This window comes from Paenibacillus sp. MMS18-CY102 (genome assembly GCF_009789195.1).
GTDB lineage: Bacteria > Bacillota > Bacilli > Paenibacillales > Paenibacillaceae > Paenibacillus_T.
In genome coordinates, this window is the sequence record NZ_WSTC01000015.1 from 23,651 (window position 1) to 49,540 (window position 25,890).

The 25,890-nt window shown below is 50.5% G+C and carries 20 protein-coding genes; 5 read left to right on the forward strand and 15 right to left on the reverse strand.

The window, feature by feature from the left end; all coding sequences use genetic code 11:
* Positions 1–2: 2 nt before the first annotated feature.
* Entirely contained in the window at positions 3–1,052 is a 1,050-nt protein-coding gene (locus tag GON22_RS12700; protein WP_160396472.1) for a zinc dependent phospholipase C family protein, read from the forward strand.
* Positions 1,053–1,077: 25 nt separating this feature from the next.
* Here the strand turns inward: GON22_RS12700 and GON22_RS12705 are convergent, their stop codons facing one another.
* Entirely contained in the window at positions 1,078–2,082 is a 1,005-nt protein-coding gene (locus GON22_RS12705; RefSeq protein ID WP_160396473.1) for an HRDC domain-containing protein, read from the reverse strand.
* 244 nt (positions 2,083–2,326) lie between these two features.
* Here GON22_RS12705 and GON22_RS12710 point away from each other — a divergent pair, with 244 nt between their 5' ends.
* On the forward strand, positions 2,327–2,623 hold the full coding sequence (locus GON22_RS12710; protein WP_160396474.1) for a DUF3055 domain-containing protein: 297 nt from the start codon (positions 2,327–2,329) through the stop codon (positions 2,621–2,623).
* A 77-nt stretch (positions 2,624–2,700) separates the two neighbouring features.
* Positions 2,701–2,979 (forward strand): hypothetical protein, encoded by a 279-nt coding sequence (locus GON22_RS12715; RefSeq protein WP_160396475.1) that lies wholly within the window; start codon positions 2,701–2,703, stop codon positions 2,977–2,979.
* Positions 2,980–3,062: 83 nt separating this feature from the next.
* On the opposite strand, the gene GON22_RS12720 is transcribed toward GON22_RS12715, so the two are convergent.
* Together GON22_RS12720 and GON22_RS12725 are read right to left on the reverse strand one after the other, a co-directional pair.
* Positions 3,063–3,854, reverse strand: coding sequence for a VOC family protein (locus GON22_RS12720; protein WP_160396476.1), 792 nt, complete (start codon positions 3,852–3,854; stop codon positions 3,063–3,065).
* A 464-nt stretch (positions 3,855–4,318) separates the two neighbouring features.
* Entirely contained in the window at positions 4,319–5,785 is a 1,467-nt protein-coding gene (locus GON22_RS12725) for a phosphodiester glycosidase family protein (protein ID WP_160396477.1), read from the reverse strand.
* A 177-nt stretch (positions 5,786–5,962) separates the two neighbouring features.
* On the opposite strand from GON22_RS12725, the gene GON22_RS12730 reads away from it, so the two are divergent.
* Complete coding sequence (locus GON22_RS12730; protein ID WP_160396478.1) at positions 5,963–7,465, forward strand: stalk domain-containing protein; 1,503 nt, start codon at positions 5,963–5,965, stop codon at positions 7,463–7,465.
* Positions 7,466–7,537: 72 nt separating this feature from the next.
* On the opposite strand, the gene GON22_RS12735 is transcribed toward GON22_RS12730, so the two are convergent.
* The 8 genes from GON22_RS12735 to GON22_RS12770 all read right to left on the reverse strand — a co-directional run bounded on the left by GON22_RS12735 (position 7,538) and on the right by GON22_RS12770 (position 19,460).
* Positions 7,538–7,753, reverse strand: coding sequence for an excalibur calcium-binding domain-containing protein (locus GON22_RS12735; RefSeq protein WP_237179143.1), 216 nt, complete (start codon positions 7,751–7,753; stop codon positions 7,538–7,540).
* Positions 7,754–8,017: 264 nt separating this feature from the next.
* Positions 8,018–8,395 (reverse strand): DUF4362 domain-containing protein, encoded by a 378-nt coding sequence (locus GON22_RS12740; RefSeq protein WP_160396480.1) that lies wholly within the window; start codon positions 8,393–8,395, stop codon positions 8,018–8,020.
* 46 nt (positions 8,396–8,441) lie between these two features.
* On the reverse strand, positions 8,442–8,870 hold the full coding sequence (locus GON22_RS12745; RefSeq protein WP_202113219.1) for an NUDIX hydrolase: 429 nt from the start codon (positions 8,868–8,870) through the stop codon (positions 8,442–8,444).
* A 595-nt stretch (positions 8,871–9,465) separates the two neighbouring features.
* Complete coding sequence (locus tag GON22_RS12750) at positions 9,466–10,722, reverse strand: cation:proton antiporter (RefSeq protein ID WP_160396482.1); 1,257 nt, start codon at positions 10,720–10,722, stop codon at positions 9,466–9,468.
* A gap of 74 nt (positions 10,723–10,796) precedes the next feature.
* Entirely contained in the window at positions 10,797–11,618 is an 822-nt protein-coding gene (locus GON22_RS12755; protein ID WP_160396483.1) for a helix-turn-helix transcriptional regulator, read from the reverse strand.
* 140 nt (positions 11,619–11,758) lie between these two features.
* Positions 11,759–13,219 (reverse strand): CoA-acylating methylmalonate-semialdehyde dehydrogenase, encoded by a 1,461-nt coding sequence (locus tag GON22_RS12760; RefSeq protein ID WP_160396484.1) that lies wholly within the window; start codon positions 13,217–13,219, stop codon positions 11,759–11,761.
* Complete coding sequence (locus tag GON22_RS12765; RefSeq protein ID WP_160396485.1) at positions 13,219–13,983, reverse strand: thioesterase II family protein; 765 nt, start codon at positions 13,981–13,983, stop codon at positions 13,219–13,221. The genes GON22_RS12760 and GON22_RS12765 overlap by 1 nt, the downstream gene beginning before the upstream one ends.
* A 14-nt stretch (positions 13,984–13,997) precedes the next feature.
* Positions 13,998–19,460, reverse strand: a complete 5,463-nt coding sequence (locus GON22_RS12770; protein WP_160396486.1) for a type I polyketide synthase — start codon at positions 19,458–19,460, stop codon at positions 13,998–14,000.
* Positions 19,461–19,997: 537 nt separating this feature from the next.
* On the opposite strand from GON22_RS12770, the gene gap reads away from it, so the two are divergent.
* The gene (gene gap, locus GON22_RS12775; RefSeq protein ID WP_160396487.1) at positions 19,998–21,008 is read left to right on the forward strand and encodes a type I glyceraldehyde-3-phosphate dehydrogenase; all 1,011 of its coding nucleotides are present in this window, start codon (positions 19,998–20,000) and stop codon (positions 21,006–21,008) included.
* A gap of 87 nt (positions 21,009–21,095) precedes the next feature.
* Here the strand turns inward: gap and GON22_RS12780 are convergent, their stop codons facing one another.
* From GON22_RS12780 to GON22_RS12795, 4 genes are read right to left on the reverse strand one after another with little or no spacing between them, the layout of a single operon-like run.
* Positions 21,096–22,103 carry a hypothetical protein gene (locus tag GON22_RS12780; protein WP_160396488.1) on the reverse strand — a complete coding sequence of 336 codons (1,008 nt, stop codon included), beginning with the start codon at positions 22,101–22,103 and terminating at the stop codon, positions 21,096–21,098.
* A gap of 31 nt (positions 22,104–22,134) precedes the next feature.
* The gene (locus GON22_RS12785) at positions 22,135–23,082 is read right to left on the reverse strand and encodes an MBL fold metallo-hydrolase (protein WP_160396489.1); all 948 of its coding nucleotides are present in this window, start codon (positions 23,080–23,082) and stop codon (positions 22,135–22,137) included.
* The gene (locus GON22_RS12790) at positions 23,072–24,865 is read right to left on the reverse strand and encodes a hypothetical protein (protein WP_160396490.1); all 1,794 of its coding nucleotides are present in this window, start codon (positions 24,863–24,865) and stop codon (positions 23,072–23,074) included. The genes GON22_RS12785 and GON22_RS12790 overlap by 11 nt, the downstream gene beginning before the upstream one ends.
* Positions 24,866–24,888: 23 nt before the next feature.
* Positions 24,889–25,881 (reverse strand): hypothetical protein, encoded by a 993-nt coding sequence (locus GON22_RS12795; RefSeq protein ID WP_160396491.1) that lies wholly within the window; start codon positions 25,879–25,881, stop codon positions 24,889–24,891.
* Positions 25,882–25,890: the final 9 nt, after the last annotated feature.

Here is a 25,890-nt window from a genome sequence, read left to right on the forward strand (position 1 = left end):
TCATGCCGAACGTTTGGGCACATTTCCTATTCGGACATACGATCCTGGAACGTCTCGGGGAACAAGATTTACTTAGAGACGAAATGACATGCAAGTGGTTTAACATGGGCTGCCAAGGTCCAGATTTTCTATTCTATCATCGGTTTCTTCCATGGCACAAAAGCACCATAATGAACGAGCTGGGGACGGCTATGCATCAACGCGAATGCGGTCCCGTGCTTATGGATCTGCTAGATGCCGTGAGCGGCCGCAATTCACAAGCCGAGGAGCAGCATGCCACCGCTTACGCGCTGGGATTTGTGCTCCACCATGTATTAGACCGTAATCTTCATCCTTATGTATTTAGCCGATCCGGCTTCCGCAAGTGGGACCATCAACGGTTCGAGGTCGCAATGGATACGATCGTTGCCCATAAGCTTCGTGGGATTGAAACGTGGAAAACGCCTGTGTGGAAAGAAATTGCGGTGAAAGGCCCATTGCCTGACACGTTACTCGAAGCATTCGAGAGCATCGTAGCTGTGCGCTACCCGGAACTAGCATCCGATATTAGGCGGGAAGATTGGAATGAAGCGATACGAGATATGATCAGCGCACATCGGGTGTTCTATGACCCTACTGGCATTCGCCGCCTGCTTACATTCGGCAAAATCGAGCCGTTCGCCTTCCGCAGGGATATCCCAAAATACGATTGGATGAACGAGAATGAGCATCCTTGGCTGGATCCTTCTGATGGTGTTACGTTACACACAACAAGTGCATGGACATTATGGGACCAGGCGATTGAGGATGGCTGTGCAGTCACATCAGCCGCACTCGAAATGATCCGGGGAACGAGCATCTCGAATTCAGCTAGAGCAGCAACGGCGGAGCTAGAATTAAACCGTTCCTTCGAGCTGCGCGAAGCTGTCTCGCAGTTGCTCGGAAGCCGTTCTTATGAGACGGGATTGGCATGCGACAGCGGAGCAAGCATTCAATTCGCCGACCCGATCTGGCCCGATGGCGGCATCCGCTTAGCGGATACCGCCGATGCATCAGGCGAGGCGGCCGGTTAGTTCAGCTTCCCAAGCACAGAGCGGCTTAGACCGCTTCGTGCTTTTTGCTGCGCCGATAAGCCATTCGAAGAAACCTTATCCGATCATAGGCTTGGTCGAGCGGTTTGCCAGTCATGCCATCTTCGCCGTAAACATGCTGCAAGACAGGCTTGAGATATTTATCGCCTACCGCCTCGAACGCTTGCAGCACCGATTGCTGCTCCTCTTCAGCCATCTCTGACAATTCGCTCTGCATGATAGGGGCCATATCGTAGCCTTCCGTTTCTAGCTGCTCCAACCGTTCAATCAGATGCCGCCGGGACATCTCTAGCTCAGCTTGCAGCTCGGCCAAGGTACGCCCTTCCGCTAACGCCTGCAAAATCTGGCGTTTCTCCTGATGGCGAGCTATCTGCCCCTTGTACTTCAGCTCCTTCTGCTTGTATAGCCATTGCATAAACACTTTCGGATCAAGCGCCTGCGTTACCCAATCAAGCGGGAACGCCGTCTCTCGCTCGAACTTTGCTGTGACCGAGAGCAGTTCCTCAGCGTAAGCTTTCTGCTTCGCTTCGCCCCATCCCGGGATTTGTGCCAGCTCTTTCTCTTCATGCGGCTTGAATGCGCTGATCATCCAGAGCATCCGGTTGGTCGCGATCATATAAGCCGATTTGCGATGCTGGGCAGCCATCTTGCGCCGCCATTCCCGCAGCTCCTCATATAAAGCTTCATCCGCATGAAGCTCGCCATAACATTGCATCATGGTGACGATTCCGCCTTGCTGCCCCTTTTTGTCTTCAAGCATGCCGTCAATGACCGGCGTATACCCCTCTCCCAGCTTCGTAGCTATGCCATGCCGGAATGAGGCAAGCATCTCTTCCCACGAGGTGCCTTCATACCAGGTAAAGACATCCTCCCCACCTTGATCAGCCTCACCTATCGATTCCGTCCATAACACCATCCAAGATCCCTCATGCTCACAGATGGAAACCTGCGCTCCCCTCACGTTGCGCTCCTCGTCCACACGGTCTAACGTATTCATAAATACAACTTGCATGCTGCATCCCTCTCTTATCTCCATAATGGACTGAATATTAGGCTTCCGGCTCAACGCAAAAAAAGAGGCACCTCTCCGCAACAAGCGGTAGAGGTGCCTCCTCATGCCCAAACATTCAGTTGCCCTAAATATAGCATCATTTTCCACAAGGCACAACTATAAAATATCGCGTTTGTTTGCCCGCCTGCCTAGGCCAATGATATGATGGGGGCATTATGAATAACCGAAATGGAGGCTTCATCCCATGCTTCTCCCTGATTATGATTTTATGTCCGACTCCACAGAGGATACATCGACGCGTTTTGTGACGTTCATCGTGCCGAGCATGAAACGGTTTGACCTTGCCATAACGACTACAAACCGCTTCTACGGCAAGAAGCTCGTTACGGATTTGCAGGCTGGAAAAACAGCTATTATCGGCGCGGATGATTTGGAAGAAGAAGGCTATCTGGAGCATGTATTCAAGCTGACAGAAGAGGAAGCGGAAGAGCTAAACCAATTTCTCCAACTTGTCGTCGGAACGGTGAATTTTACCGACTGATTCGGGCAACCTTATGTGTAGAGCGGAAGAGCAGAACATTTCTCTCATCCAGCCTACGTCTATATAAGGGGTGTGTCATGAACCGGTTCACCGACGAGAAGCGCAACCGATACACGGACTTCGCGGCAGTAGAGTCCCAGCGCAATGACTTGAATCTTGAAGAATTTCCGGAAGGGCCGTATGGGGCTGACCTGCATCCCGCAACGGCCAGCAAGAGCCAGCCCTGGCGGATTGATCAGCAGAACGCGAATCGATTCGATTATGAGAACCATGCTCTTCATGCCGGTATGGACCGAGATTACCCCGGTGAAGATGTCCGCGGACACGCCATTCCTGAAGTACAAGACGAACCATAGGCCTATGATCGCACACAAACAAACGGCAACCGAAGCCTTGCGCTAGGATGCCGTTTTTTCTTATTTTGGACCCATGCGTTGCATTAGGAAGGCAAATTTAATAAGCTTAGCGTCTCTTCAGAATAAGCCGATTTCCGGCTAAGTTGAAACCGATACCCGTCAATGCTAAAGGCAATGCAATCATCGCTTTGTTTATGATAGGGTTGGCCCATCCCATCCAGCTTTGCCTGCACCGTACATATAAATTGGGATGTAGATGCGCCTAAATGCACAATCATTTTGGGCGGCAGGGCCAGCATGTTAATTGGCACCCATCTTCGCTGCGTAGAGGTGATGACCGCATGGGCGGTTCCGCCAATGGCGAACGTAAAATCATCGAAAACTTTATCTAAGCGAAGCCCAAGTATGTGTACTAGTTTCTCCCTGAACGTGTTCACCTTCGTTACCGCAAATCCGATCTCCCTGAGATAGAGAATCGGAATGATGCCGCTCGGGGCTATAACATCCTCATTCACGTAATAGTGGGCGATTAGCTCGGCCAAATTGCCGTCGCAATCTTTAAAATATACATTTTTGCCCGTCTCGAACTCATCAATCACTCTGCCATCTGGCCACGCAAGAAACGAAATGCCCTTGTCCTGCAGGCAACTTATGGCGGCTCCAAATTGGGATATCGGCACCTCAAAAGCAAAATGTGCAGGCGATATTGGCTCATATGCCTCTTCGAATGAAATCGTAGCGTGATCGGTTAGCTTAAACCGTATTTCATTCCGGGATTCATATTCTATAGTGAAGCCTAATCGGCCATGATAAAACTGTTTAACAGCCTCGATCGATACGGTTTGTAATTTTAGTTCGTTAAAATGAGTAATCATCCTGTTCCCCATCCTTTTGTACTTGTAACGGACCCAGATGACGCTATTTGGGCAAAAAAGCGCTTGCTGGAAATGTAACGGACACCACGGCCCTTATTCTGCAGAAAGAGCACCCGATTGATGACAAACTTGATAAATAACGACCAATGGGTCCGTTAGCTTTAGAAAAGTGCCAAATATCCGCATATAGCGTCTCCTGGGTCCGTTAGAGCATCTCCCCAGCCACGACGCATGCCATCGCCAACCGATTCTGATGCTGCACAGTCATGTTGGATTCATTTTACAAATTCACGCCCAAAAAGTCGTCAGCACTTCGATTGAATAATGTGCATGGAAACATTCAACTAAAGTTTGAACTTCGCTCCTACTAAAGTAGGAGGGGCAGGCTCCGCTGTTGGACCACAAGAGAACAAAAGGCACCCCAAGCCAGATGCTGGGATGCCTTGTATTCTTAAATGAACCAATTAATAACGCAACTTGCTGCCAAACAGCAGCGCATTGCTTAGCAGCCTGCCCTCTGCTGTAATCGTCTGGCCTTTCATGTATAAACCTGAGGAGGCGCCGCCATCCAAGTTCATCGCTTGGTAAGCGCCTAGCTTCTGCATGATCGCCGCCCATTGCTTCATCGTTGCGCCCGGTACGGTCGCGATAATAATCGAGCCGTCCTGCTTGATTCCGATTCCGCTTCGCGCCCCCGCCGACGTCAAAATTTTGTCATCGCGAAAGCCCTCAGCTGCTGCGTCAAGCGACACTGCTCCGTTGCGCACGAGTCGCGGTCCCGCGCCAATTGCGGTGTGAACGCGGCTCCATTCCACCTTATTCCCATCCGCATCTTGCAGCACCGTCTCATAATGCGCCTCGTGGCCAATCGTGAAACGCTCCGCAAGATGCTCTTCACTGCCCATGAAGACGACGACAAAGCCGTTCTTCGGAATAGCTGCATTCACGTTCTTCTCAATCTTCGTAACGATGCCGCCGCTCACTGTAACCGCAGTCCCGTAAGCGAAGCCAATGCGTGCGCCACGCTTGGGCGTGAATAACACCGCAGAAGTGCTGCCTTGGACCGGTGTCCGATTAATGAAATAGGCGTACCAATTGCCTGACCAATTATTTTCCCCATCCGTTCCGCCCAGCACGCGTACGCGCAGTGCCTCCATCTTCACCGTGCCATCTGTTGAGAAGCCAATGGTTGTGCCATAATTGCCGACATGCGCGACGTCCCCGTCTGCAATGATGGTGCCATAAGGATCAGCCGGCCCTTTGTATGCTTCGAAAAAGGTTCCGTTCACCGCGACATCCGCCATATAGCTGTTCGCCATCGACTTGAGCGACTGCACTTGCCCCACCGCTCTTCCTGCGATGCCCGCAGTAACCGGCGTCCCCTTCGGAACCGTGACCGTTTGTACGGTATAGGCTTTGCCTGATACGCTGACTCGGACCGCCGCTCGCTTCGGCGCCGCCACTGGCGCTGCCGCAGCAACGACAACGGGCAGTGTCAGCCTGCCGGTATATCCGCTCGCTGTAACCGTAATGGCCACGTTCGTCTTCCCTGCAGCAACGCCAGTTAACAGCCCATTTGCTTCTACGCGTGCGACAGCCGGATTCCCCGATGTAAAGCTCACCGCTACATTGTCCGAAAGCGTCAATTTCTCCTTAAGAAAAAGCCGTGCGCCAGCTTTCACCGTCTCTTGCTTCGCCACATATTCAATCTTCACATTCGTTTTGGTGGCCGCTCCATTGCCGGGAGCTGCTGCCGCCGCAACTGCTAGGCCGTTGCCTCTGGCGAGCTGGCCACCTTTTCCACCAAGCGCTCCTGAATCCAAATTCAAATCGCCGACAGCTCCAGCGCTCAACGCCGCTAACAATACCGTAGCCGCCGCCACTCGGGCAGTACGGGCGATTCGCCCGCTAACTTGGGATATTCCTTTCATGCTAATCGACCTCCAATGCGAATGTTCTGCTATTGGTAGTCATCGGATGTTTTGAAACAATTATGAAGGCGACGGTTAATTAACTGTAACTAATGCAACATTTTACCAGGACATGCCGTCTAATTCTCAGCTTTATAAAATCTAAGTACGATTAGGTGAAGGAGTGTACCTCTCATTATGAAATGCAGGATGTTCTTGCTAACGCTCGCGCTCAGCCTATGCTTAACCTCCAATGCTTTCGCAGCTTCTGCTAACAAACCCGACGATTCAACCATCGTTTCGTTTGACAGCACCTCGCTCATCAAGAATGACGGCTCTTATTGGATCTGGGGCTCCCACCATCATGTCCCGACGCAAGTGCCAGAGCTTAACGACGTTGCAGCTACACTCGGCCTTAATCTCGTTCAGAAGAAAGACCACAGCGTGTGGCTCGTGCAGATTGACCCCTATGCTTATAATTCATCTATGAATGTGGTGCCTGTGAAAGGCATTCGTAACATCGTACATCTCGCTGGCTACATGCCGGCTTTGGCGGTAGACGCTGACGGCAACGTATTCCAATCACTGAACAAAGACGAGTACCAGCCAGACCTCACCAATTTTGAACCCGTTACAGGCATTGATCAGGTTGCCGATGTTAGCGAGTATTACGTGTCCAATGAGCAGCAAAGCGAGAAGAAGTTTATTTTCCTGAAAAAGGACGGCACCGTTTGGATCCAAACCACGAAGGATCTACAATCGTTCTCTCCGATTCCCAACTTGACCGATGTCCTTGAAATTTATCAAAATACGGTGCTCAAAAAAGACGGCACTGTTTGGACATGGCCCGTTTCCTTTAAGGGTACAGGCCCGCTTCCTCCTATCCCGACAGCTGCGCCCATCCCGTCACTAAGCCAAATTGCGTATCTGTCGCATGGTTATCACTCGTCTGCCGCAGTCGATAACAAGGGCCAGTTATGGTTCTGGGGTTCGACCATTAGCGGATTTTCTGACGGCACGATCCTTACCGACCACCCCGATCCAATCGCATTGACGGGCATTAGCCATGTAAAACAAGCGTTTGTCGTCGAGCGGTCCTTGATCGCGTATACGGACGACAACAAAGTGTATACAGCTTCAATTAATCAAATCGAGATGCCTGCTGACTCCAAGTTCGAGATGCTGGCTACTGATGTTGTTGACATTAGAAACGGCGGACGGCATATGATCATGCAAAAATCAGACGGCTCGCTCTGGGGCTGGGGAGTCAACAAAAATGGCGAGCTAGGCTATGGCGACTTTGAGTTCGAACATACGACGCCGGTGCCCGTGCAGAAGCCGATCACAATTTCCTTGAACGGCGACAACGTTCCAATGTTGAACGGCGTCATGACGCGTAACAACCAAAATTTCGTCCCGCTTCGCTCCGTATTTGAACAATTAGGCGCAAAGATTACCTTCGATGGTGCGACCAAAACCGCAACCGTAACCCGTACAGCAGAGGGGAAACCAACCGTGACGATCTCGGTAAACGGCGCAACCGGAGAGATGACGCTTAATAACAAGCCTGTCACTCTTCCGAATAAGCCTTTTATCGTGAATGGGACGATGTATTTGCCGCTTCGCTTCATTAGCGAGCAGCTTGGCGCAACGGTAGAATGGCTGCCGAAGGAAGAGCGGATTGCGATTACGATGAGATAATAATGAAGCGTTCGGCGTAAGGCTGGACAAAGAAAAAAACCGTAAGGGCGCGTCCCTTACGGTTTTGCTTTGTTATTTTTCGCAAGCGATAAGATCGTTGTCCCGATCACTCTTTTTATTGGCGTCATAGAGCTCCTTAGAGACATACGGTTTAAGTTTCGTTTTGCCGCCTTTATTTTTCACATTAGCTGCCCGTGCTACACCGCCTGGATAAACTTTGTTCAGCTCGGTGCAATTTTTGTACGTCGTTGCTTTTGCGTCCGCTGTGCTGGTTAGAAGCGTCCCCATAAATAAGGCGGCTGCCAGCGTAGTTAGTGCGATTTTGTTCAAGTTGCTCTCTCCTTCTTTGACCGGGCTATTCTGCCGATTGCTGCTATAATGAGAACATACGGCAACCTTGACGTTTATTTAAATAATAACAAAAACATGGCATGGATAAGAAGTAAACTTTTGTAAGAAATGATGCTCGTGCTTATTTTTCTTGAAAACAGCAGTATCATAGAAAACACGCCAACTATCGCTAACGTGATTAGCATTCCGAAATAATATCGGTTACCCCTTTGGTACAACCAGCAGTTCACCTATGTTAGCAGGCTGGCAACCTACCAGATTATAGTGGTCCCCATCTACTCCCACTGCCCTCACGATGCCTGTACACGTTGACTTGTTGATTCCCCCACCATACGTATCTAACGACGAATCGATGTTTACCAGCAGTTGCTTGCCATCATAATGCAGATCAATGAAGATCGGATCCCCTTCCATGGTATAGCGAGTTACACGAATCTTGGATGCCGTATTGGCCGTAACATTGGCAATAAACTGGTCAAGCTTATCCATGTTTCCGATTACCCCATAATCAACGACTACATCCCCTCTAGCCTTCGCCTTCTCCGGGCTAAGACGGGCATTCGAACACGCGCTTACCACAATAGCAAAAATTATTATTGAAAATATGCACCGTGCTCGCCAACTTTTAAAACGCTTCCTCCAACAGCCTCATAAGAGTCGGATGGAGTGTCCCGAATTTAGGGTCGCTCAACTCTTTTTTGGTCACCCAAGCATATTCCGAATGCTCTTCGTTAATGGCAAAACGATCAATCCGATCAAACTTTGGCTTAACGAGATACGTGAAGACTAACCGGTAAATATCTTCGATCGTGCTTTTCCCCTTAAACGTGCGTTGGTCCAGTTCTGCTATAAACTCGACTTCAAGGTTCGTTTCTTCCAGTGCTTCCCTATACAACGCTTCAATTGGCCTTTCTTCATATTTGACTTTGCCGGACGGCACGCACCATGCCCCTGGCCCAACTTGTGCATCCTCTGCCCTTTTCGTTAACAATATTTTACCGTCGTGCACGATGATGATTTCGACGGCAATTCTGTAATTGGGATGGTTACTCAAAAGTAATGCCTCCTTATAAAATGAATGCCTCATGCTTACATTAATCAGTGTTCGTGCGCCGCACTTTCCCCTAAATGACTTCTTAATGAATGGCTATATTCCCTTCTTCATACAGAAAAATGGACTCCGCTTTTCTAACGGACACCAGAAGCCGCTATAACCCTCCAAAAGTGCTCTTTGCAACTGTAACGGACCCAGCAGCCATTATTTTGCTGTTTTGCTGCCTCGTGAGGATAATATTGGCCAAATAGCGGCTGCTCGGTCCGTTAGCGCACAAATATGGCTGATTGCGACCGAATAAGGGCCGCTCGGTCCGTTAGCATATCCAGCTATTTTATAAATGGAAAAAGGGCGTCCCCAACGTTCTGGGGACACCCTTCTTCTAATCTTATCCGTGGCGATTCGCCCGCCAAGTGAGCGAAGCTGCTAATGGGGCATCTCCGATTAGCGCGTTGAGCCAGCTTCTCGCCTGTTAGGGCAGGTTTTTCCACCCTATTCGCGCGTTACCCCGGCTTCTCGCCTGTTAGGGCAGATTTTTCTGCCCTATTCGCGCGTCCCCCGGCTTCCCGCCTCTAGCAGACCTCGCCCTATAATGCTAGCCGACTCGCTTGGAGAACAAGTAGTAGGAGTCGCCCTTCTCGGCAATCGACAGGTTGTAGATGATGACGGCCATCACCGATGTGATGACGGCGAGCAAGACAAACAGGGAGTACATGGATTGGTCAATGATGCCGTAGGTGAACCCGATGTTGGCGATGATCAGCCCCATCGTCCCTTTGGCATTCATTAATCCCCCCGCGGCGGATGCTTCGCGCCAAGAGAAGCCCATTCTCCGCATGGTGAATGAACAGCCGCCGTATTTGCCCAACACCGCCATGAAGAAAATGAGGGAGAAGGCGATCAGAAGCCCCGTACTAATATTTTTGATATTCATGCTCATGCCAGCATACGCGAAGAAGATCGGGACGAACAGGATGTTTACCATATCCTTCAGCTTTTCTTCCAGCTTCATATAAGTAGCTGATCGCGGAATCGACAGGCCAAGGAGGAAAGCGCCGAACACGGAATGAACGCCGATGTAATCAGCAGCAGCCCCCGTAGCTAGCAAGAGCATGATGACCGTTGCGAATAGGCCCGCTGTCAGCTTATTATCGGGACTTCGGTCCAACCGTTTGAGAATCGGGCGTACGACGAAGAACAGGACAAGCACAAGGCATAAGCATAAACCAAGCGAACCCAGCCCGCCATATGCGCTTTGGGCTGTCGCAAGCGATGTAACGATAGCGAGCAAACACCATGCCAGCGCGTCATCGAAGCTTGCGGCCATCAGGACGAGCGAGCCCATTTTGGTGCGAAGAAGGCCTTTCTCCTCCAAAATCCTCGATAATACCGGGAATGCCGTGACGGAAAATGCGACGCCGAAAAACAAGCTAACCGTCAACAAGCTCGAATCGGTCGTAAGCACGGTCTGATAAAGGCACAGTGCCGTCACGATCCCCAAGATGAACGGCAGCACCAGGCCAGATGCAGCAAGGACGCCAGAACGCACCAGTTGGCCGCGATTTAGACTTTTGGTATCCAGCTCTAGCCCAATTAAGAACATGTAGATCGTAAGGCCGATGTTGCTGATCGCATAAAGCACGCTTTTGACCTCGGGCGTGTACAGATGCGACATAAATCCGGGAAACAAGGAGCCGAACAACAAAGGTCCCAGTATAATGCCCGCTACCATCTCGCCAATGACTTGGGGCTGCCCAACCATGCCAAACAACCGGCCTACTACTCTACAGCAAACTAGAATAACCACAATGGAAGCTAATACTAGAAACAAAAAGCTAGGCTGCAAGTTCATTCGTGATCACCACTAATACGGATATTCAGCATTTCAATCACTCCAATAGTTTAGGCTTTGTCCATGCAATTCTATTAAGCATTGAAATAAAACCTGCGAATGAAATCGCCTTTGCTGCAAACATTCACTTTGTTATAGATTCGTTTAATGAACGTCCTCACGGTTAGCTCACTGATTTTATGCTTCGCCGAAATGTACTGGACCGTCTTATTTTCCAGCCATTCGTACCCGATTTGTTTCTCGCGGGGAGTGAGCTTATATTGGTCAAAATCTGAAAAAACTTTCTGCTGCTCTAAGATAGAATTCGGCTTCAATTGCTGCTCAATTCCTTGAATCGCCTGTACAAGCACAGGTATTGCAAAAATCGTTTGATAGGCTAGATCGAATGTTAAGCCTAGCATGCCTACGATCGTCTCTTGATTGTAAATCGGGGCGCACAAGCCATAGTTGTTGCAAAACTTGTGCAGCGTATGCTCATTTCCTTTCACGACGGAGAGCCTGTTCATCTTCTGGCAAAGTGAAGCAGCATTAATGCCGGCTGCACTCACATCAAGCGAGCATCCCTTATGAATGCCGAGCACATGCAAGTTTTCGATCACATTCGAAGTGCCCTCGTAATCAATCACTTGCGCGTCAGGCGTTAACAGCAAAAACAAGTGCGGCATTAGCAACGATTTGCTTAACGGCTCCATCGTTTGTCTGAATACAGAGGAAATCGCCTGAAATTGCTCTATTATGATCGAACTTGGTTCTGTCGAACTCTTTTCTGTGCCAGCACCAGTGCTTGCTGTCTTGTAACATTGATTGAGTTGGGATAAAACACTCCAGTCCAGGTCATCCACTTCAACCCAAAAACGTTTGCTGCTGTTGTTCAAATCATTAAATAGGCTTTTCATTAGAAGATTCTCCTTTAATGTTAGAACGTCTCTCGTTTATAAATCGATCCCCTTTGATAATATAGATTTTCGCATCGCTTTCGCTCTCGCCCGCCACTCCTCTCGAACCATTGGTTGGGGCCTTGCGGCCCCGAGTCCATCTACCATCTTGCCGTCATCATTTTTTTGCGTGTATAAAATGCAACGCCATCTGGCCCGTTCACATGCAAATCGCCGTAAAACGATTTTTTCCAACCGGAGAATGGGAAAAATGCCATGGGCGCGGGAACGCCGACATTCACACCGAGCATGCCAGCATCAATCGTTTCCCGGAACTTCCGCACCTCACTCCCGTTTGTCGTGAACAGGCAAGCACCGTTCGCATAATCGGATCGATTCGCCAGCTCGATAGCTTCCTCTAGCGTGTTCACGCGCGCGACCGACAATAGGGGGGCAAAGATTTCATCCTTCCAGATTTTCATCTCCGAAGTCACGTTGTCAAAGATCGTAGGGCCGATAAAATAGCCATCTCCCTTCGACTCGGCATCTTGCCTGCCATCCCGCTTCAAGTCGGCGCCTTCATTCTCGCCCGTTTCAATGTAGCTCACGGTACGCGCTTTATTGCTTTCTCTAATGACAGGCCCGAGGAATGCGCCTTCGTCCAGCCCATTCCCAATTTGAATGCGGTCGGCGGCTTCGACCAGCTTCTCCACCAATTGGTCGGCAATGTCCCCGACAGCAACGACGACGGATATCGCCATGCATCGCTCGCCTGCTGACCCGAAGGCAGCCGTGACGATTTGGTTCACCGCCATATCCAAGTCTGCATCTGGCATCACGATCGAATGGTTCTTGGCGCCAGCTAGCGCTTGCACCCTTTTGCCATATGCAGCCCCTGTCTTATACACGAACTCCGCAACCGGCTGGGAGCCGACGAACGAAATCGCTCGGATGTCCGGGTGCACCAGCAGGCCGTTCACGACATCTCGCGTGCCGTGCACGATATTGAGGACGCCATCTGGCAATCCGGCCTCCATGAACAGCTCAGCTAATCGGTTAGCAAGAATCGGCGTGCGTTCCGACGGCTTGAGCACGAATGTATTGCCACAAGCAATGGCCAGCGGAAACATCCAGCAAGGCACCATCACCGGGAAATTGAAAGGGGTAATGCCCCCCACAACACCAACGGGATAATGGTACATTCCAGATTCCATATTTGTTGCAATGTCCGGGAGCTGCTTTCCCATCATCAGCGAAGGTGCGCCACAAGCAAACTCTACACATTCAATGCCCCGCAGCACCTCACCATGCGCTTCTGTGTAGCTCTTGCCATTCTCTTGCGTTACCATGCGGGCAAGCTCGTCCCAGTTTTCCACCAACAATTGCTGATATTTAAAAAGAATTCTCGCCCGGCGAGGAACCGGCACTTTACTCCACGTCACGAATGCCGCCTTCGCTGCTTGAACAGCCTGATCGACGTCATCGAGCGATGAGTGCGGAACATGCGCCAATATCTCCTCGGTCGCTGGGTTATACACCGGCTCCTTCACCTGTGAAGAGGAATGAACCCATTTTCCTCCAATCAAGTTAGCTAACGTTCCTGACTCGGTCAGAATCGGCATTAAAATACCCCCATCGGCTTAACGAATTTTTTCATATAATCCAGCATTTCATTGCGGTGGCTATGAACGATAAAGTGGTCCCCTTGGAACAGCTCCAGCTGAAACGCTTCGCTGGTCTGTTCATACCAATCGCTGAGCTCACTCGGCGTAATGCCTTGGTCATATAGGCCGCCGAAGGCCGTAATCGGAAACGGCAATGGATTGTCGTCCCTATATTCATAAGTCTCGCAAACTTCCAGATCCGCCCGCATAACCGGCAGGAACATATCCATCAATTCCTTATCCTTCAACAAAATCTCCGGCGTCCCATTAAAATGGCGAAGCTCTTCTATTAAATCCTCATCGCTTAGCCGGTACCGCTCGGTTTTCATCCGCGGCAAATGCGGGGCTTTAAAGGCAGATACGAACAAATGCCCAATTGGCTTGGCATATTCGCGAAGCAGCTGGCGCGCGGTCTCGAAACCAAGCAATGCGCCCATGCTGTGGCCGAAGAATACGAGAGGCTTGTCGGAAATCGCCATAATTTCCTTAGCCACAACTGGGACAATGCCAGAAATATGCGAGCATAGCGGATCAGCGAAACGATTGCCCCTGCCAGGAAGCTGAACGACATGCAGTTCGAGCTCCTCTGGCAAATTAGCAGCCCACGCGTCGTAGATTCGCGCATTCCCTCCAGCATACGGAAAGCACACCAGCCGCATGCGGGCCGCCGGGTTAGGTTTCTGGCATAGTAACCATGAACGGTTAATCAACACTTTGTTCATATCCCACGGTCCTTTCATCGTGTAATTAACGTTTGCGATTGCTCTACGGCGCTTGGATCCAATTGCTGAACGATTTTTTCAGCCAGCTTGAACACCGTCGAACCTCGAAGCAAATCGGCAACCGAAATATTGACGCTCAAATCTTTTTCCATTTGGCTTTTCAGCTCGATCGCCATCATGGAATCCAGCCCATAATCAATCAACGATTGATCATGTTGCAGCTGCTGGCTGCTTAGGCGCAGCACCTTAGCGGACATGTTTTGCACATAGCCCAGAAGCAAGCTTAGGCGTTTGGCAGGCTCTGGTTCATTCATAAGCAGGCTTGAAATCGGGCCATTAAAGTCCGAAGGCGCATCAAGCGCTGGCGAACCATCCGTTTTCTCTGTTAACAAGCCCTTGATCAACACTGGCGAAATGCCCATTGGATAGTTTCTTTCTTGCACGGTAGGCCAGTCGGCGGCAACGACCATCACTTGAGCGATATCTTGGCCCAAAACCCGCTCTAGCATATCCAGCCCTTGATCCGGTTGAATCGGAACGAATCCGCGTTTCTTCATATACTCGGCCATCTCGACCGTCCCCATCCCGAGCTCCTCCCAAGGGCCCCAGTTAATGCTATAAGCAGGCAAACGCTCAGCACGGCGATGATGCGCTAGCGCATCCAAGAAGGAATTAGCGGCCGCATAACTGCCTTGGCCTGCAGACACAACGACCGAGGCAATCGAAGAGAACATCGTGAAGAAATCCAGCTCCTTGCCCATAAAGTATTGATGCAGATTCCAAGCGCCAAGCACTTTAGGGCGAAGCACCGTATGAAAATCATCAGCGCTCATTTGGGTTACCAACTTGGATTGCAATACGCCCGCCGCATGAATGACGCCGCGAATCGCAGGCCAGCCTTCACGCTCGAATTGCTCGAGGAAGTGATGCAGCTCGGATTGTTCCGCGATATCCAGGCTTGCCACATGCACGCTGGCACCAAGGCGTTCCAGCTGCTGCACCGCCTCAATTCGTCGCCCTTGTGCACTGGCCTTATCAACCTCATGCCAGGCGCTTCTTGGCGGCAGGGCGGTACGCCCGATCAGAATCAGCCGCCTTGCGCCTTGCTGAATCATCCACCTTGCGACGAGCTGGCCCAGATCGCCCATTCCACCGGTAATGACATAGCTCGCATTCGAACGGAAGACAAGCGGAATCGGATTCGGGCGCTTCTCTACCGGAAGGAGCCGTGCGACATATCGTACTCCCTTGCGAATGGCGATTTGGTCATCTTCATCCGCATGCCAAATCTCATCTAATAAGAGCGAAGCATCTGCCTTGGACGGCTGTCCATCAAGGTCGATTATCCCACCCCAAATGTCGCCGTGCTCTTGATGGCCGAGCGATCGTGCAAACCCCCATATGGTGGACTGGGAAACGTTCAGCGATGTGAGGGCATCCACCGGCTGCGCTTGCCTTGTTACGAGCCAGAGCTGCGGTTTTTGGTGCCAAGCCCATTTTTGAACTGCTTGTACAATATGCAATGCCGTATTCACCGTCAACGCTTCTGCTGCGATTAGGGACTGGGGCGTGACGGCCTGGTCCGCATCGAGATTCCACAGATGGACAATGCCGCGGCAGGACGCTTTGCCCGGCCCGAATAGCTCGTTAAACAGCTGTTCAAAATGCGCCGGCTGGTTCGGGTCAATCGCATACGCATCACCGTCCTTCTCCACGGAAGCCGATTGGCTCACGGATACCGCAAAGCATCGTTCACCGCGCTCATGCAATTGGCCAATTAACGATTCCCCTACACCTTGGCCATCCATGAAGATGATCCAATTCCCATCGCCTTCGGCTTGATTCGCCATTGCCGCTTCCCGTGCCAGCTGGCGGTCCTGCTGCATCCACTGGGTGGCATAAAATTGTTGTTCCCCGATCGATTCCCCCTCTTCTTGTTCCAATAACACGGCGTGGCAGCCCTGAATTTCCAAAATAAGCTGCCCATGCTCCCCTAGGAGCTGGATATCGCCTTTGATCGACTTCGCGTTCTGCTCCTCCACCTTGGCGTGCACCCACATGTTTTCTTCCATCGGCTGATAAATGGTGAGCCGCTCGATATCGCGCGGCAAGTACCGGGATTGCTTATGCTCCCCGTTGGCCAACTTCGTGCAGGTCAACGCTTCACTGAGCACATGGAAACTGGAATCCAGCACAGCTGGATGCACTTCCAGCGCATCGATCTCCTCCATGACGGCCGGAGGGATTTCGAAGAAGGCTAGCGCTTCGTTGCAGCTTCTTCTCATCTCCTTAATGAGGGAAGTCGAGCGTGCATGCTGCAGGTTAAACAAGATTGATTGGTTCAATAAAGCAGGCATGTTGACAATTTTCTCGTTCGATTGAATCGAAGTGCGAATATTGCCGGTTGTGAGAAGCATCCATTCCGCATACGACGGAGTCGATGCGCTATAGACGCTGAACGTCGCATCAGTAGGATCAATCATCAGTCTGAGCTTCACCGCGTCTACATCAACTAGGAAGAGCGGTTGGTGGAATTGGACATGCTCGATTTGTACAACCAAGGAGGGGTCATTGGCGAGCGAACGTACCGCAGCCACTGCCAATTCAATATAGCCAGCAGCAGGAAGCGTATTCTGGCACTGCAAGTAGGCTTTGCTCAGCGCGGATAGAACATCGGCATCGATAGTTTTCTCCCATGTCGGATAAGGGGCAGGAAGCTGTTTCCCCAGTAAAGGATGCTTCTCGATGCCGACTCGGTCCATCTCCGAATGCTCCGATTCCAGCCAGTACCGCTCACGCTGCCATGCGTAAGCCGGCAGTTTGGCGTGTGTGCCGCTCGGGTACACATTTGCCCAATCGATTCGATAGCCAAGCACATATAAACTTCCTAGCGCTGCAAGAATCGTTCCGCGTTCTGGCTCCCCGCGCCGCAGGGAAGTAACGGCTGTCGCTTCCTTGCCGTGTTGGGCTGCACACTCGGTTATCGAGCTCGAAAGCACAGCATGGGGGCCGATTTCGACGAAAACGTTATAGCCTTCCTTCAGCAGCTCTTGTGCAGCGGCTGCAAAATAGACGGGTTCGCGAACATTTTTCCACCAATAGGCTTCATTCAGTTGGTTTCCTTCTATTAATGCTCCTGTTACGGTCGAATAGAGCGGAAGCACCGTTCGCTGAAGCTCCAGGCCTGCGAGTTTGTCAAACAATTCTGACTTTATCGGCTCCATGTAGTGGCTGTGATAAGGAACATTCACGCGCAAATATTTATAGAACACGTCATTGGCTTGCAGCGGCTGAACGATTGTCTCCAGCGCCTCCGGGTCCCCAACCAAAGTAACCGCATTAGGGCTGTTAATCGCTGCAATTGAGACGCGGTCTTCATAACCTTCGAGCAGTTGTTTGGCCTCTTCCAATGGAAGCCCCACCGCCACTAATTTGCCTTGCCCCGTCGTCTTCTGCTGCAAGTGGCTGCGATGGTAAATAACGCGCACCGCTTCCTTCAGGCTCATCGCTCCCGCGATATAGGCAGCAGCTACTTCACCTGCGCTGTGGCCAACGATTGCATCGGGCGTTATGCCCCATGAACGCCATAACTCAGCTAGCCCGACTTGCAAAGCAAAGTTCGCAGTCTGGGCTACCTCCGTATCGCCCATTCGCGATGAGGATTCACTCCCCATCATTTCCTCTAGCAGCGACCATCCCGTATATGGCGTTAATAATGCATTAATTTCGTCCAACGCCTTCTGGAACACAGGCTCTTCCCCGTATAATTGCTGGCCCATCGCCCACCATTGCGGTCCCATTCCTGTGAATACAAACGCCAGCCTGGATTCAGAATGCTCGCCACTTTGCTTGGCGCTGTTAACCGTATGGCCATGGGCCATGCCCGGGCGCGATTCATTCGCAGCAAAAGCGTCCAGTGCCTCCACTAGCTCTTGCTTCGTTCGTACGACAACGGCGAGACGATGGCTATGCTGGTCGCGGCGGCGACTCGCGGTGTACGCCATATTGTGCAAATATGAAGATCGCTGCTCCGGCTGGGAGGCAATGGCCGATCTTAGCTGATTTGCGTAGCCAGCCAGCGCTTGTTCGCTGCGGGCCGATAGCGGGATTAGATAGGCTGGTTGTTCCCCATCCTCCTGCTTCACCCCTTCCGTCGCACGTTCGGGCGCTTCCTCCAATACAACGTGTGCGTTCGTTCCGCCAAATCCGAAGGAATTGACGCTGGCAATGGCTTGTCCATTGGTTTGGGGCCATTTCGTTACCTCTTCCGGAATTCGAAGCTTAAGCTCTTGCAACTTAATTTGGGGGTTCAGCTGTTTCAGATGGAGATGCGGAGGAATTTCTTTATGCTTCAAGCTCATAACTGTCTTGATTAACCCAGCAATGCCTGCTGCGGCTTCCAAATGGCCGATGTTCGTCTTCACGGAGCCGATATAGCAGGGCTGGCCATCCGGGCGAGAGCCCGATGAGATCACATGGCCAATCGCAGCCGCTTCGATCGGATCGCCAACAGCAGTCCCCGTGCCATGTGCTTCGACATATTGCACTTCGCTTGGGTCCACGCCAGCACGTTCGTAAGCTTCACGCATTAATGCCTCCTGCGCTTCGCCTCGCGGCACCGTAATGCCTGCACTGCTGCCGTCTTGGTTAACTGCCGTTCCACGAATTAACGCATGAATCGGATCGCCGTCTGCTAATGCTTGTGATAACGGCTTTAGCACGACAACGCCCGCCCCTTCTCCCCGGACATAGCCGTTTGCACTCGAATCAAACGTCTTGGATCGGCCATCAGGAGAGAGCATGCCCGGCTTCGATAAGGCGACAAAGTAATCCGGCTTTAGCATGACGTTCACTCCGCCAGCTAATGCAACCGTACTTTCCCCAGACCAAATGCTCTGGCACGCCATATGCACCGCCACCAGGGAGGAAGAGCAAGCCGTATCAAGCGCCATGCTCGGGCCACGGAAGTCGAATGCATAAGAGATTCGATTGGCAAGCAGCGTCATCATCGTGCCAGTAGCCGAATGGGAATCGACCAGATGGCGGTTGCTCTCGGAAAACTGCAGCAATTGATAGTCCAGCGTAAACCCGCCCATGAACACGCCCGTCTTCGAGCCCGCCATCTGGCTCACGATCTGCCCGCCAGCTTCCAGCGCCTCCCAGCATGTTTCGAGAAGCAGCCGTTGCTGCGGATCCATCATCGAAGCTTCACGGGGCGAGATTCCGAAAAACCGCGCATCAAACTCATCAACCTTGTCAATAAACCCTCCCCACTTCGCAGCTGTTTTCCCTGGCTTGGAACGGGCAGGGTCATAGAAGGACGAAATGCTCCATCGACCGCTCGGCACTTCCGTTATGGCATCAACACCTGCCCTGAGCATCTCCCAATATTGCTGTGGATCGTTTGCTCCACCAGGAAAACGGCATCCCATGCCAATGATTGCGATCGGTTCACGTGCTTGCGTTTGCTTATTCATCAACTTCCTCCTCAGGTTCACCCGTAATTTATTCGAATTTCAATAAAATTACTTTAATCACTATTTCCAATAAAATAATTGTAAATTTATTGTTTTTTGTATTTTTTATCGTATACTCAAGAAATAGAAATATGTTCATCACAATCTATAAATTCGAGCCTATTCCTCTAGTAACACCATTTTTTTCCTTCAAAATATTCACTTTATCTACGATTCATACGCATTTTCTCCTTTTATCGGCATTTTGATACAAAACGTAACCCCATGATACCACACAAAATTCGATTTTCAATTGTTTATTTTATATAGAAAAAAATGTCGAATAACGTTGTTAAATATTTTTCTAAAAATAGTCTAATATCTGGTTGCGCAAGCTTAAATTAGATGCTATCATGATTACGTAATCGATTGGACGATAATTGACCCTGTGGGACTTTTATCGTCCCGTATGGAGAGATGAGCTCACTTCGCTTTAACTGCTGATGTCGCTAAAGTCGCTGATGTCTGTCATTCAAACCAAAATTGGAGGTAATTAAAATGACTACAAAAGTTGGAATCAATGGATTTGGACGTATTGGCCGTAACGTGTTCCGTGCTGCTTTTAACCGTGACGATGTTGAGATCGTAGGTGTAAACGATTTGACGAACGCTGAAACGCTAGCCCATTTGCTCAAATATGACTCCATCCAAGGTGAATTTGATGCCGACGTTGAAGCAAGAGACGGCAACCTCTATGTAAACGGGAAGGAAGTCAAGGTGTTCGCTGAGCGCGAGCCCGCTAACCTTCCTTGGTCGAAGTACGGGGTTGAATTAGTTATTGAATCGACTGGACGTTTCAATGATAAGAAAACGGCTGAAGCCCATATCACAAGCGGCGGTGCGAAGAAGGTCATCATCTCTGCCCCTTCTAAGAACGAAGACATCACGCTTGTGCTTGGCGTTAATGAAGACAAGTACAATCCAGCTGCACATGATGTCGTTTCCAACGCTTCCTGCACGACCAACTGCTTGGCTCCACTTGTAAAGGTTATTCACGAGAAATTCGGTATCAAACACGGCCTTATGACTACCATTCATTCCTATACAAACGATCAACCGGCTCTCGATACGCCTCACTCCGACTTGCGCCGCGCTCGCTCTGCCGCATTGTCGATTATTCCTACGACTACAGGCGCCGCTAAAGCAATGGGCCTTGTAATGCCTGAGCTTAATGGCAAAATCCATGGTTACTCGATGCGGGTTCCTACACCAGTTGTATCTGCGGTTGACTTCAGCTTCGAAGTATCGCGTGAAGTAACGGTAGACGACATCAACTCTGCATTGAAGGAAGCTGCAGAGGGCCCACTGAAAGGCATTCTGGGTTATAGCGAATTGCCGCTCGTTTCGAAGGACTACCTCGGCAATGAATTGTCCTCGGTCATCGACGCCCTATCGACGATGGTCATCGATGGCACGATGGTAAAAGTCGTTTCCTGGTTCGACAATGAATGGGGCTACTCGAACCGCGTTGTCGACCTGACTGCCTTCATGGCAGCGAAAGGATTGTAAAGCTTAACCCCAGCCTGACAGCATAAGCTGCTGATCAGGCTGGGTTTTTTTTAATCATTTTAGTTATAAAAAGAGCATTGATCGTGTTTAAGCAAACACCGAAGCATACTTATGTTTGTTAAGCAGCTCCAAAAATTCCGTTTCTTTCGCCTTAGCTGCATTCGCTTTGTCCGTAATGCGTTTCACGTCAAGCTTGCCGCTGAACCGGAACTTATTCGCCACGAAACGAACCGCCTCGATTGCTGCTACTGTTTCTTGCAAAACAGGTATTAATTCACTTGACGGATTCGTATATTGGATAAACCGCAAGAAATGGTTCCGTGAACCGACTAAAGTCGACAACAAGTGGAAGACGATCTCATGGAATGCTTCTGCATCCGCGAAGCTTTGGATGATGCTCTCATCTTGCAGCAACTGGGGAATTTTCGAATACACGGCAAAATCGTCGTTAAAGTTGTCCAGCCAATTCGCATATTTGGCTTGGAACGCTTCCTTCGCTTCCTTCTCCTTCAGCGTGCTGAAATCGAAGATCGTCATCCGGTCCTTCGCCAGCACGTTTACGCCGCCCTCTGTTCCCTGATTCTCGATATACTCCTTCATCACTTTATGGCTGATGTCATAGTGCATAAACTCTTGCCCGCGCTGTACGCCGTCGAATACATCGTCAAAAATCGTGTACGTTCTGCCCTCAGGCTTCTCCTGATAGGCGAATGCCGGGATGGAGTGTACGATTTCAATCTTATGGTACGTATTCTGTTTGTAGTCCAGATACCAAGCTGCGCCATACAGGAAGACCACTTGGTGGGAGTCGATGAGGCGCGGCAGCAGCTCGTCTACGATATCAAAACTTGATGTCGGGTACATGAACGTGCTCACGCCCAGAAGGTTCAGGTCAGCTTCAGGCAACGTTTTTTCCAAATACAGATAACGGTGAATCCGTTTCTCGAACACATTTTGATAAACGTCGTCCGAGTTCTCATAAGCATTGTAGAGCAGCAAGTCGACAGGCAGGTTTTTCGTAGCGAGGTAACTAAAAATCTGATTTTTCCGGCAGTTTAAGTACTGGTCAAACTTGTCAATTTTTACGATATCCATTATTAACACCATCCATTGCTCTAATTTGATTTTACGAAGCACTGAATTGAATCACATTGTCCCCGTATTGCCAGCAGGCTTCGCGTTCGGTTACTAAGTACTGGAGATAGGCATACGTCTCGACTAGTTTCAGCTTGAATAGATTCGGTTTGCCCGCATACGACGGGAACAGCCTTGTGCATAACGAATAGGAAGATTGCGTTCCGCTTCCCAACAACCGCCTTACCGCTTCCAACTTATCCAAATGATAGTTCAATACCTCATCGCACCGCTCTGTGAAATGAAGCAGCGTATGCATGTGGCCAGGCCATGCCGCCCTGATCGGCAATTGCTTTTGAAACTCGATGCTCTGAAACAGCTCCAACACTGGGTTGTGGTCAATGCCATTGATGAACGTCATGTTCGGCATCATAATGGGCAAGACCTGGTCCCCACAGATGATCAATCCTCCTTGTTCATCGTAGAAACTGACATGTCCACGGGTATGGCCAGGCGTAAATATTGCGCGCATGCGCCGGTCCCCTACTTGGACTATATCCTCATGCTGAACATAGTGGACATCGCGTGGGTGTTTCTCGCAAACCTGATTTTGCAAAGATAGGCTATCCGCATCACCTCCCAGCCTCTTACACCAGTTGTTGATGTACTTGCGCCCATTCTGATAGGTCCATTCCGCTTCAATATGGCAGGTTTTCGACATCGATACCTTGGCGTGGGACCGCTCCTGCAGCCATCCCGCCAACCCGTAATGGTCGGAATGATGATGCGTCACGTAAATATGCGCAATGTCCGCGTAACTGATCTTCAACAGCTTCACCATTTCATCCCAACGCTTCTTATTCACAGGGCTGTTCAAGCCGGGATCGATAACCGAATACCCGTCTCTCCCCTTGAACAAATAAGCATTCACCCATTTGAGCGGGCCTTCGATATCCAATCGGATACGCCACGCATCCGACGCTAGTTGTTTATAGATCATGCTTAACCGGCAGATGGTTCGCGGTTATGACATATCGAATATAGTAAGTGGACGCTGGGGCTTCCATAGCTGGCCTCGCGAGGTCTGGCAGGTCCAGCCTAGTAGACAACGTAGGCGCCGCCAGCCGCTGCCCGGCTTGAAACCCAATTCGCTCGATCGATGAAAGCTTGTTGGCCAGGGCATGCTGCTGCCATTCACCGCCATTAATGGACAAGGATACGTTCGCAGAGGCTAGATCGATATGTACGTTGAAATCATGCCACTGTAATGCCTCATAGCAGCCTATTGAAACGGCGGTTTCGCCTTGGCGCAGCTGGATAACCCCATCTTCCGCTAAACAAATGCTGAACAAGCTGCTCGACCTGCCGTCCACCACTTGTATAAATAACGGGCGGCCGCCAGCCGATTCCGGCATGATGGAAAAGCGGATATCAGCACGGCTGCTCGGCGGGAAAAACCGTTCCGCCTTGGCGCAATCAGACTGATTAGTATCGTGAATGTGCAAAGCATAAGCTTCGCCAGACGGATCCTTGCCAATCGCGATTTCTGTGCCGTGTGGGATATAGAGATTCCAATCATCCAATAGGTTGTACTGATGGGTATACCCATCGAATCGATCCTGTACGGGAACCGGATTGGCGTACCTGATGGGCACCGGGATTCGGGAAACCCATATATCCTCCTTATTCATGCTGTAAGAGAGCCATAAGCTTCTTAGAAGCTCACTTCCAACCTCAAGCCCTTTCACATAGTTCATTCCAAAAAATTTATAGTAGCCTGCATATCGGCGCACGGGCACTTCCCCTTGAATAAGCCCGATATTGGAATAATGCAGCCCGTCGCTGCCCGTAAGAATAGCGAGCGGCCAGCGATGCTCATTCATGGGGTTAGGGTTATAGACCATCGCATACGTCTGGTCCGACAGCTTTTGGCCCCATATTTTGCTGCCCGCCGTATTTAATGAAGGAATATCCTGCACGGCGCTCCATGATTGGCCGTTATCCTTGCTAATCGCGCTTTTCCCCCATTTCCACAAACCGACAATCGACTGGTCATCGATACGATAAGCGGACATCGCTTTGTAGCCCGTAACCGGATAATCGCCATCGGGGCGCTGCTCCTCCTCCCACCACTGCATCGTTACCAAACGGTCGGACAAGCAGCTGCCACATGCTTCAACGAATGCCGGGTCAGGCGATTGCGTGTATGGCGGAAAATGAGTGTTCGTTTCATCCCAGCCCGCATGCCGGTTGTAGCGAATGAAATAGATCGGGCCTAAGGAGCCTTCCCGGCTAATCTCGCGCACAACCCGCCCGATCCCTTGCCCGTTGTTGGGCATAACCGAAGGATCGGGGCTTATGCCATAGAAGCCGAGGGTAAGGAATTTGCCGTTAGGGGCGAGATAGAACCCCATCCGGTGATGCATAACCGAATACGTTTCCCCTGCTGAGCTGCCTGGCTCCGGCTCTTGGCCATGAATGCGGTACGCCGGAAACGCGATTCGCGGAGCGCTCCACTTCCAGCCATTATCCGATTCAGTAAGCATCGCCCGGCTCGGCGGGATGTTCTCCCCTACCGGGTTGGCGATATATTGCAAATAAAATTTGCCGTTCCAGAAAGCCATCGTAGGCGCATTATGGAATGTCCAGCCAGGCCCGCCCTCGATATCGAATGCTGTGCGGTCGGCATGGATAACCTCATAGTGCTTGGTTCCAACGACAGGCCGCAAATTGCCGTGATGGGCATGAATGTCTACTTCATTTTTCACATCCACATGAATCATAGGCTAGTTCTCCCGACTCTTGATCAGCATGGTATGCAATCCAAGAAGCCCATTAAGCATTGCTTCTCGGATTGTGCAATAATGCGGAGGGAATCATCGATCTGTTGCAAAATGGCAACCTTATGGTTTGCTTCGTACTTAATTAGATCATTGCGCAATTTCATTAATTGCTTCTCGTACGCCTGATATTGCAGCATCGATTCCGACGCCAGCGCAACGCCGTGCCCATGAAAGCCTTGCAGCCGCTTGTGCATCAATTTCTTGTGCTCGGCAAGGATGTGGAGGTAAGCGATATTCGGTACTGCCAGCTCCTTGCGATCTGCTAGATTGCGAATCGATTGCTGGAGGCTCGCGTACACTTGCAGGCCGAATGCCCGTTCATGGCGAGGCTCGCCCACATAGTCAACGTTGGCATTCTGGGAAAGCAGGTATTGGTTCAGTTGCTCTCTGCTATCCATAAGATCAAAGGCAGATTGATGAAACGCCTTCGGCCGTAAGAAATAAATAGACGAAGTAGCCGAGTTCAGAAAACCATGGGCAATATCGGAATGGGAGACGACAGACTTATCGAACCTCCGGTTTCGGTTAAAGCCCAAAATATGAAACTTGCCATCCTCATCTCCATAAATGAGCGACTCCTGCACGACATGCTTCTTTGCGGAAAATGGATTGTCTGCCACATAAAATTTGTCTACATAGATATAGGCGTATTGATGCAGCGTGATCGCTTTACGGATATAGCTCGTAATATCACTCTGTGTCATGCCGTCCATGGACACCTGTTCCACTTCAAAAGCGTCCGTATAACATGCCGGATGATCCGCGTTCGCAAACCTCAGCTCGGCGATTCCCGTCTGCTCAACTTGCGCCAGCGTATGCGATTGAAGCTGGACGAACCGGCTCATGATCCAGGACTGGGCATGTCGGTCACTCGCATCGATGAGGCATAGTGGAAAAGCGTAATACATTCTTCCATGAATAATAGGTTCATATATAGGCAATATATTCGCTGTCACGAAAGCCCC

Coding starts and splice junctions, on each gene's coding strand:
- GON22_RS12700 (WP_160396472.1), top strand. CDS start 3: ATGCCGAACGTTTGGGCACATTTCCTATTCGGACATACGATCCTGGAA.
- GON22_RS12715 (WP_160396475.1), top strand. CDS start 2,701: ATGAACCGGTTCACCGACGAGAAGCGCAACCGATACACGGACTTCGCG.
- GON22_RS12735 (WP_237179143.1), bottom strand. CDS start 7,753: ATGGGGACGCTTCTAACCAGCACAGCGGACGCAAAAGCAACGACGTAC.
- GON22_RS12770 (WP_160396486.1), bottom strand. CDS start 19,460: ATGAATAAGCAAACGCAAGCACGTGAACCGATCGCAATCATTGGCATG.
- gap (WP_160396487.1), top strand. CDS start 19,998: ATGACTACAAAAGTTGGAATCAATGGATTTGGACGTATTGGCCGTAAC.
- GON22_RS12790 (WP_160396490.1), bottom strand. CDS start 24,865: ATGATTCATGTGGATGTGAAAAATGAAGTAGACATTCATGCCCATCAC.
- GON22_RS12755 (WP_160396483.1), bottom strand. CDS start 11,618: ATGAAAAGCCTATTTAATGATTTGAACAACAGCAGCAAACGTTTTTGG.
- GON22_RS12785 (WP_160396489.1), bottom strand. CDS start 23,082: ATGATCTATAAACAACTAGCGTCGGATGCGTGGCGTATCCGATTGGAT.
- GON22_RS12725 (WP_160396477.1), bottom strand. CDS start 5,785: ATGAAAGGAATATCCCAAGTTAGCGGGCGAATCGCCCGTACTGCCCGA.
- GON22_RS12730 (WP_160396478.1), top strand. CDS start 5,963: ATGAAATGCAGGATGTTCTTGCTAACGCTCGCGCTCAGCCTATGCTTA.
- GON22_RS12720 (WP_160396476.1), bottom strand. CDS start 3,854: ATGATTACTCATTTTAACGAACTAAAATTACAAACCGTATCGATCGAG.
- GON22_RS12780 (WP_160396488.1), bottom strand. CDS start 22,103: ATGGATATCGTAAAAATTGACAAGTTTGACCAGTACTTAAACTGCCGG.
- GON22_RS12705 (WP_160396473.1), bottom strand. CDS start 2,082: ATGCAAGTTGTATTTATGAATACGTTAGACCGTGTGGACGAGGAGCGC.
- GON22_RS12710 (WP_160396474.1), top strand. CDS start 2,327: ATGCTTCTCCCTGATTATGATTTTATGTCCGACTCCACAGAGGATACA.
- GON22_RS12760 (WP_160396484.1), bottom strand. CDS start 13,219: ATGCCGATTCTGACCGAGTCAGGAACGTTAGCTAACTTGATTGGAGGA.
- GON22_RS12765 (WP_160396485.1), bottom strand. CDS start 13,983: ATGAACAAAGTGTTGATTAACCGTTCATGGTTACTATGCCAGAAACCT.
- GON22_RS12750 (WP_160396482.1), bottom strand. CDS start 10,722: ATGAACTTGCAGCCTAGCTTTTTGTTTCTAGTATTAGCTTCCATTGTG.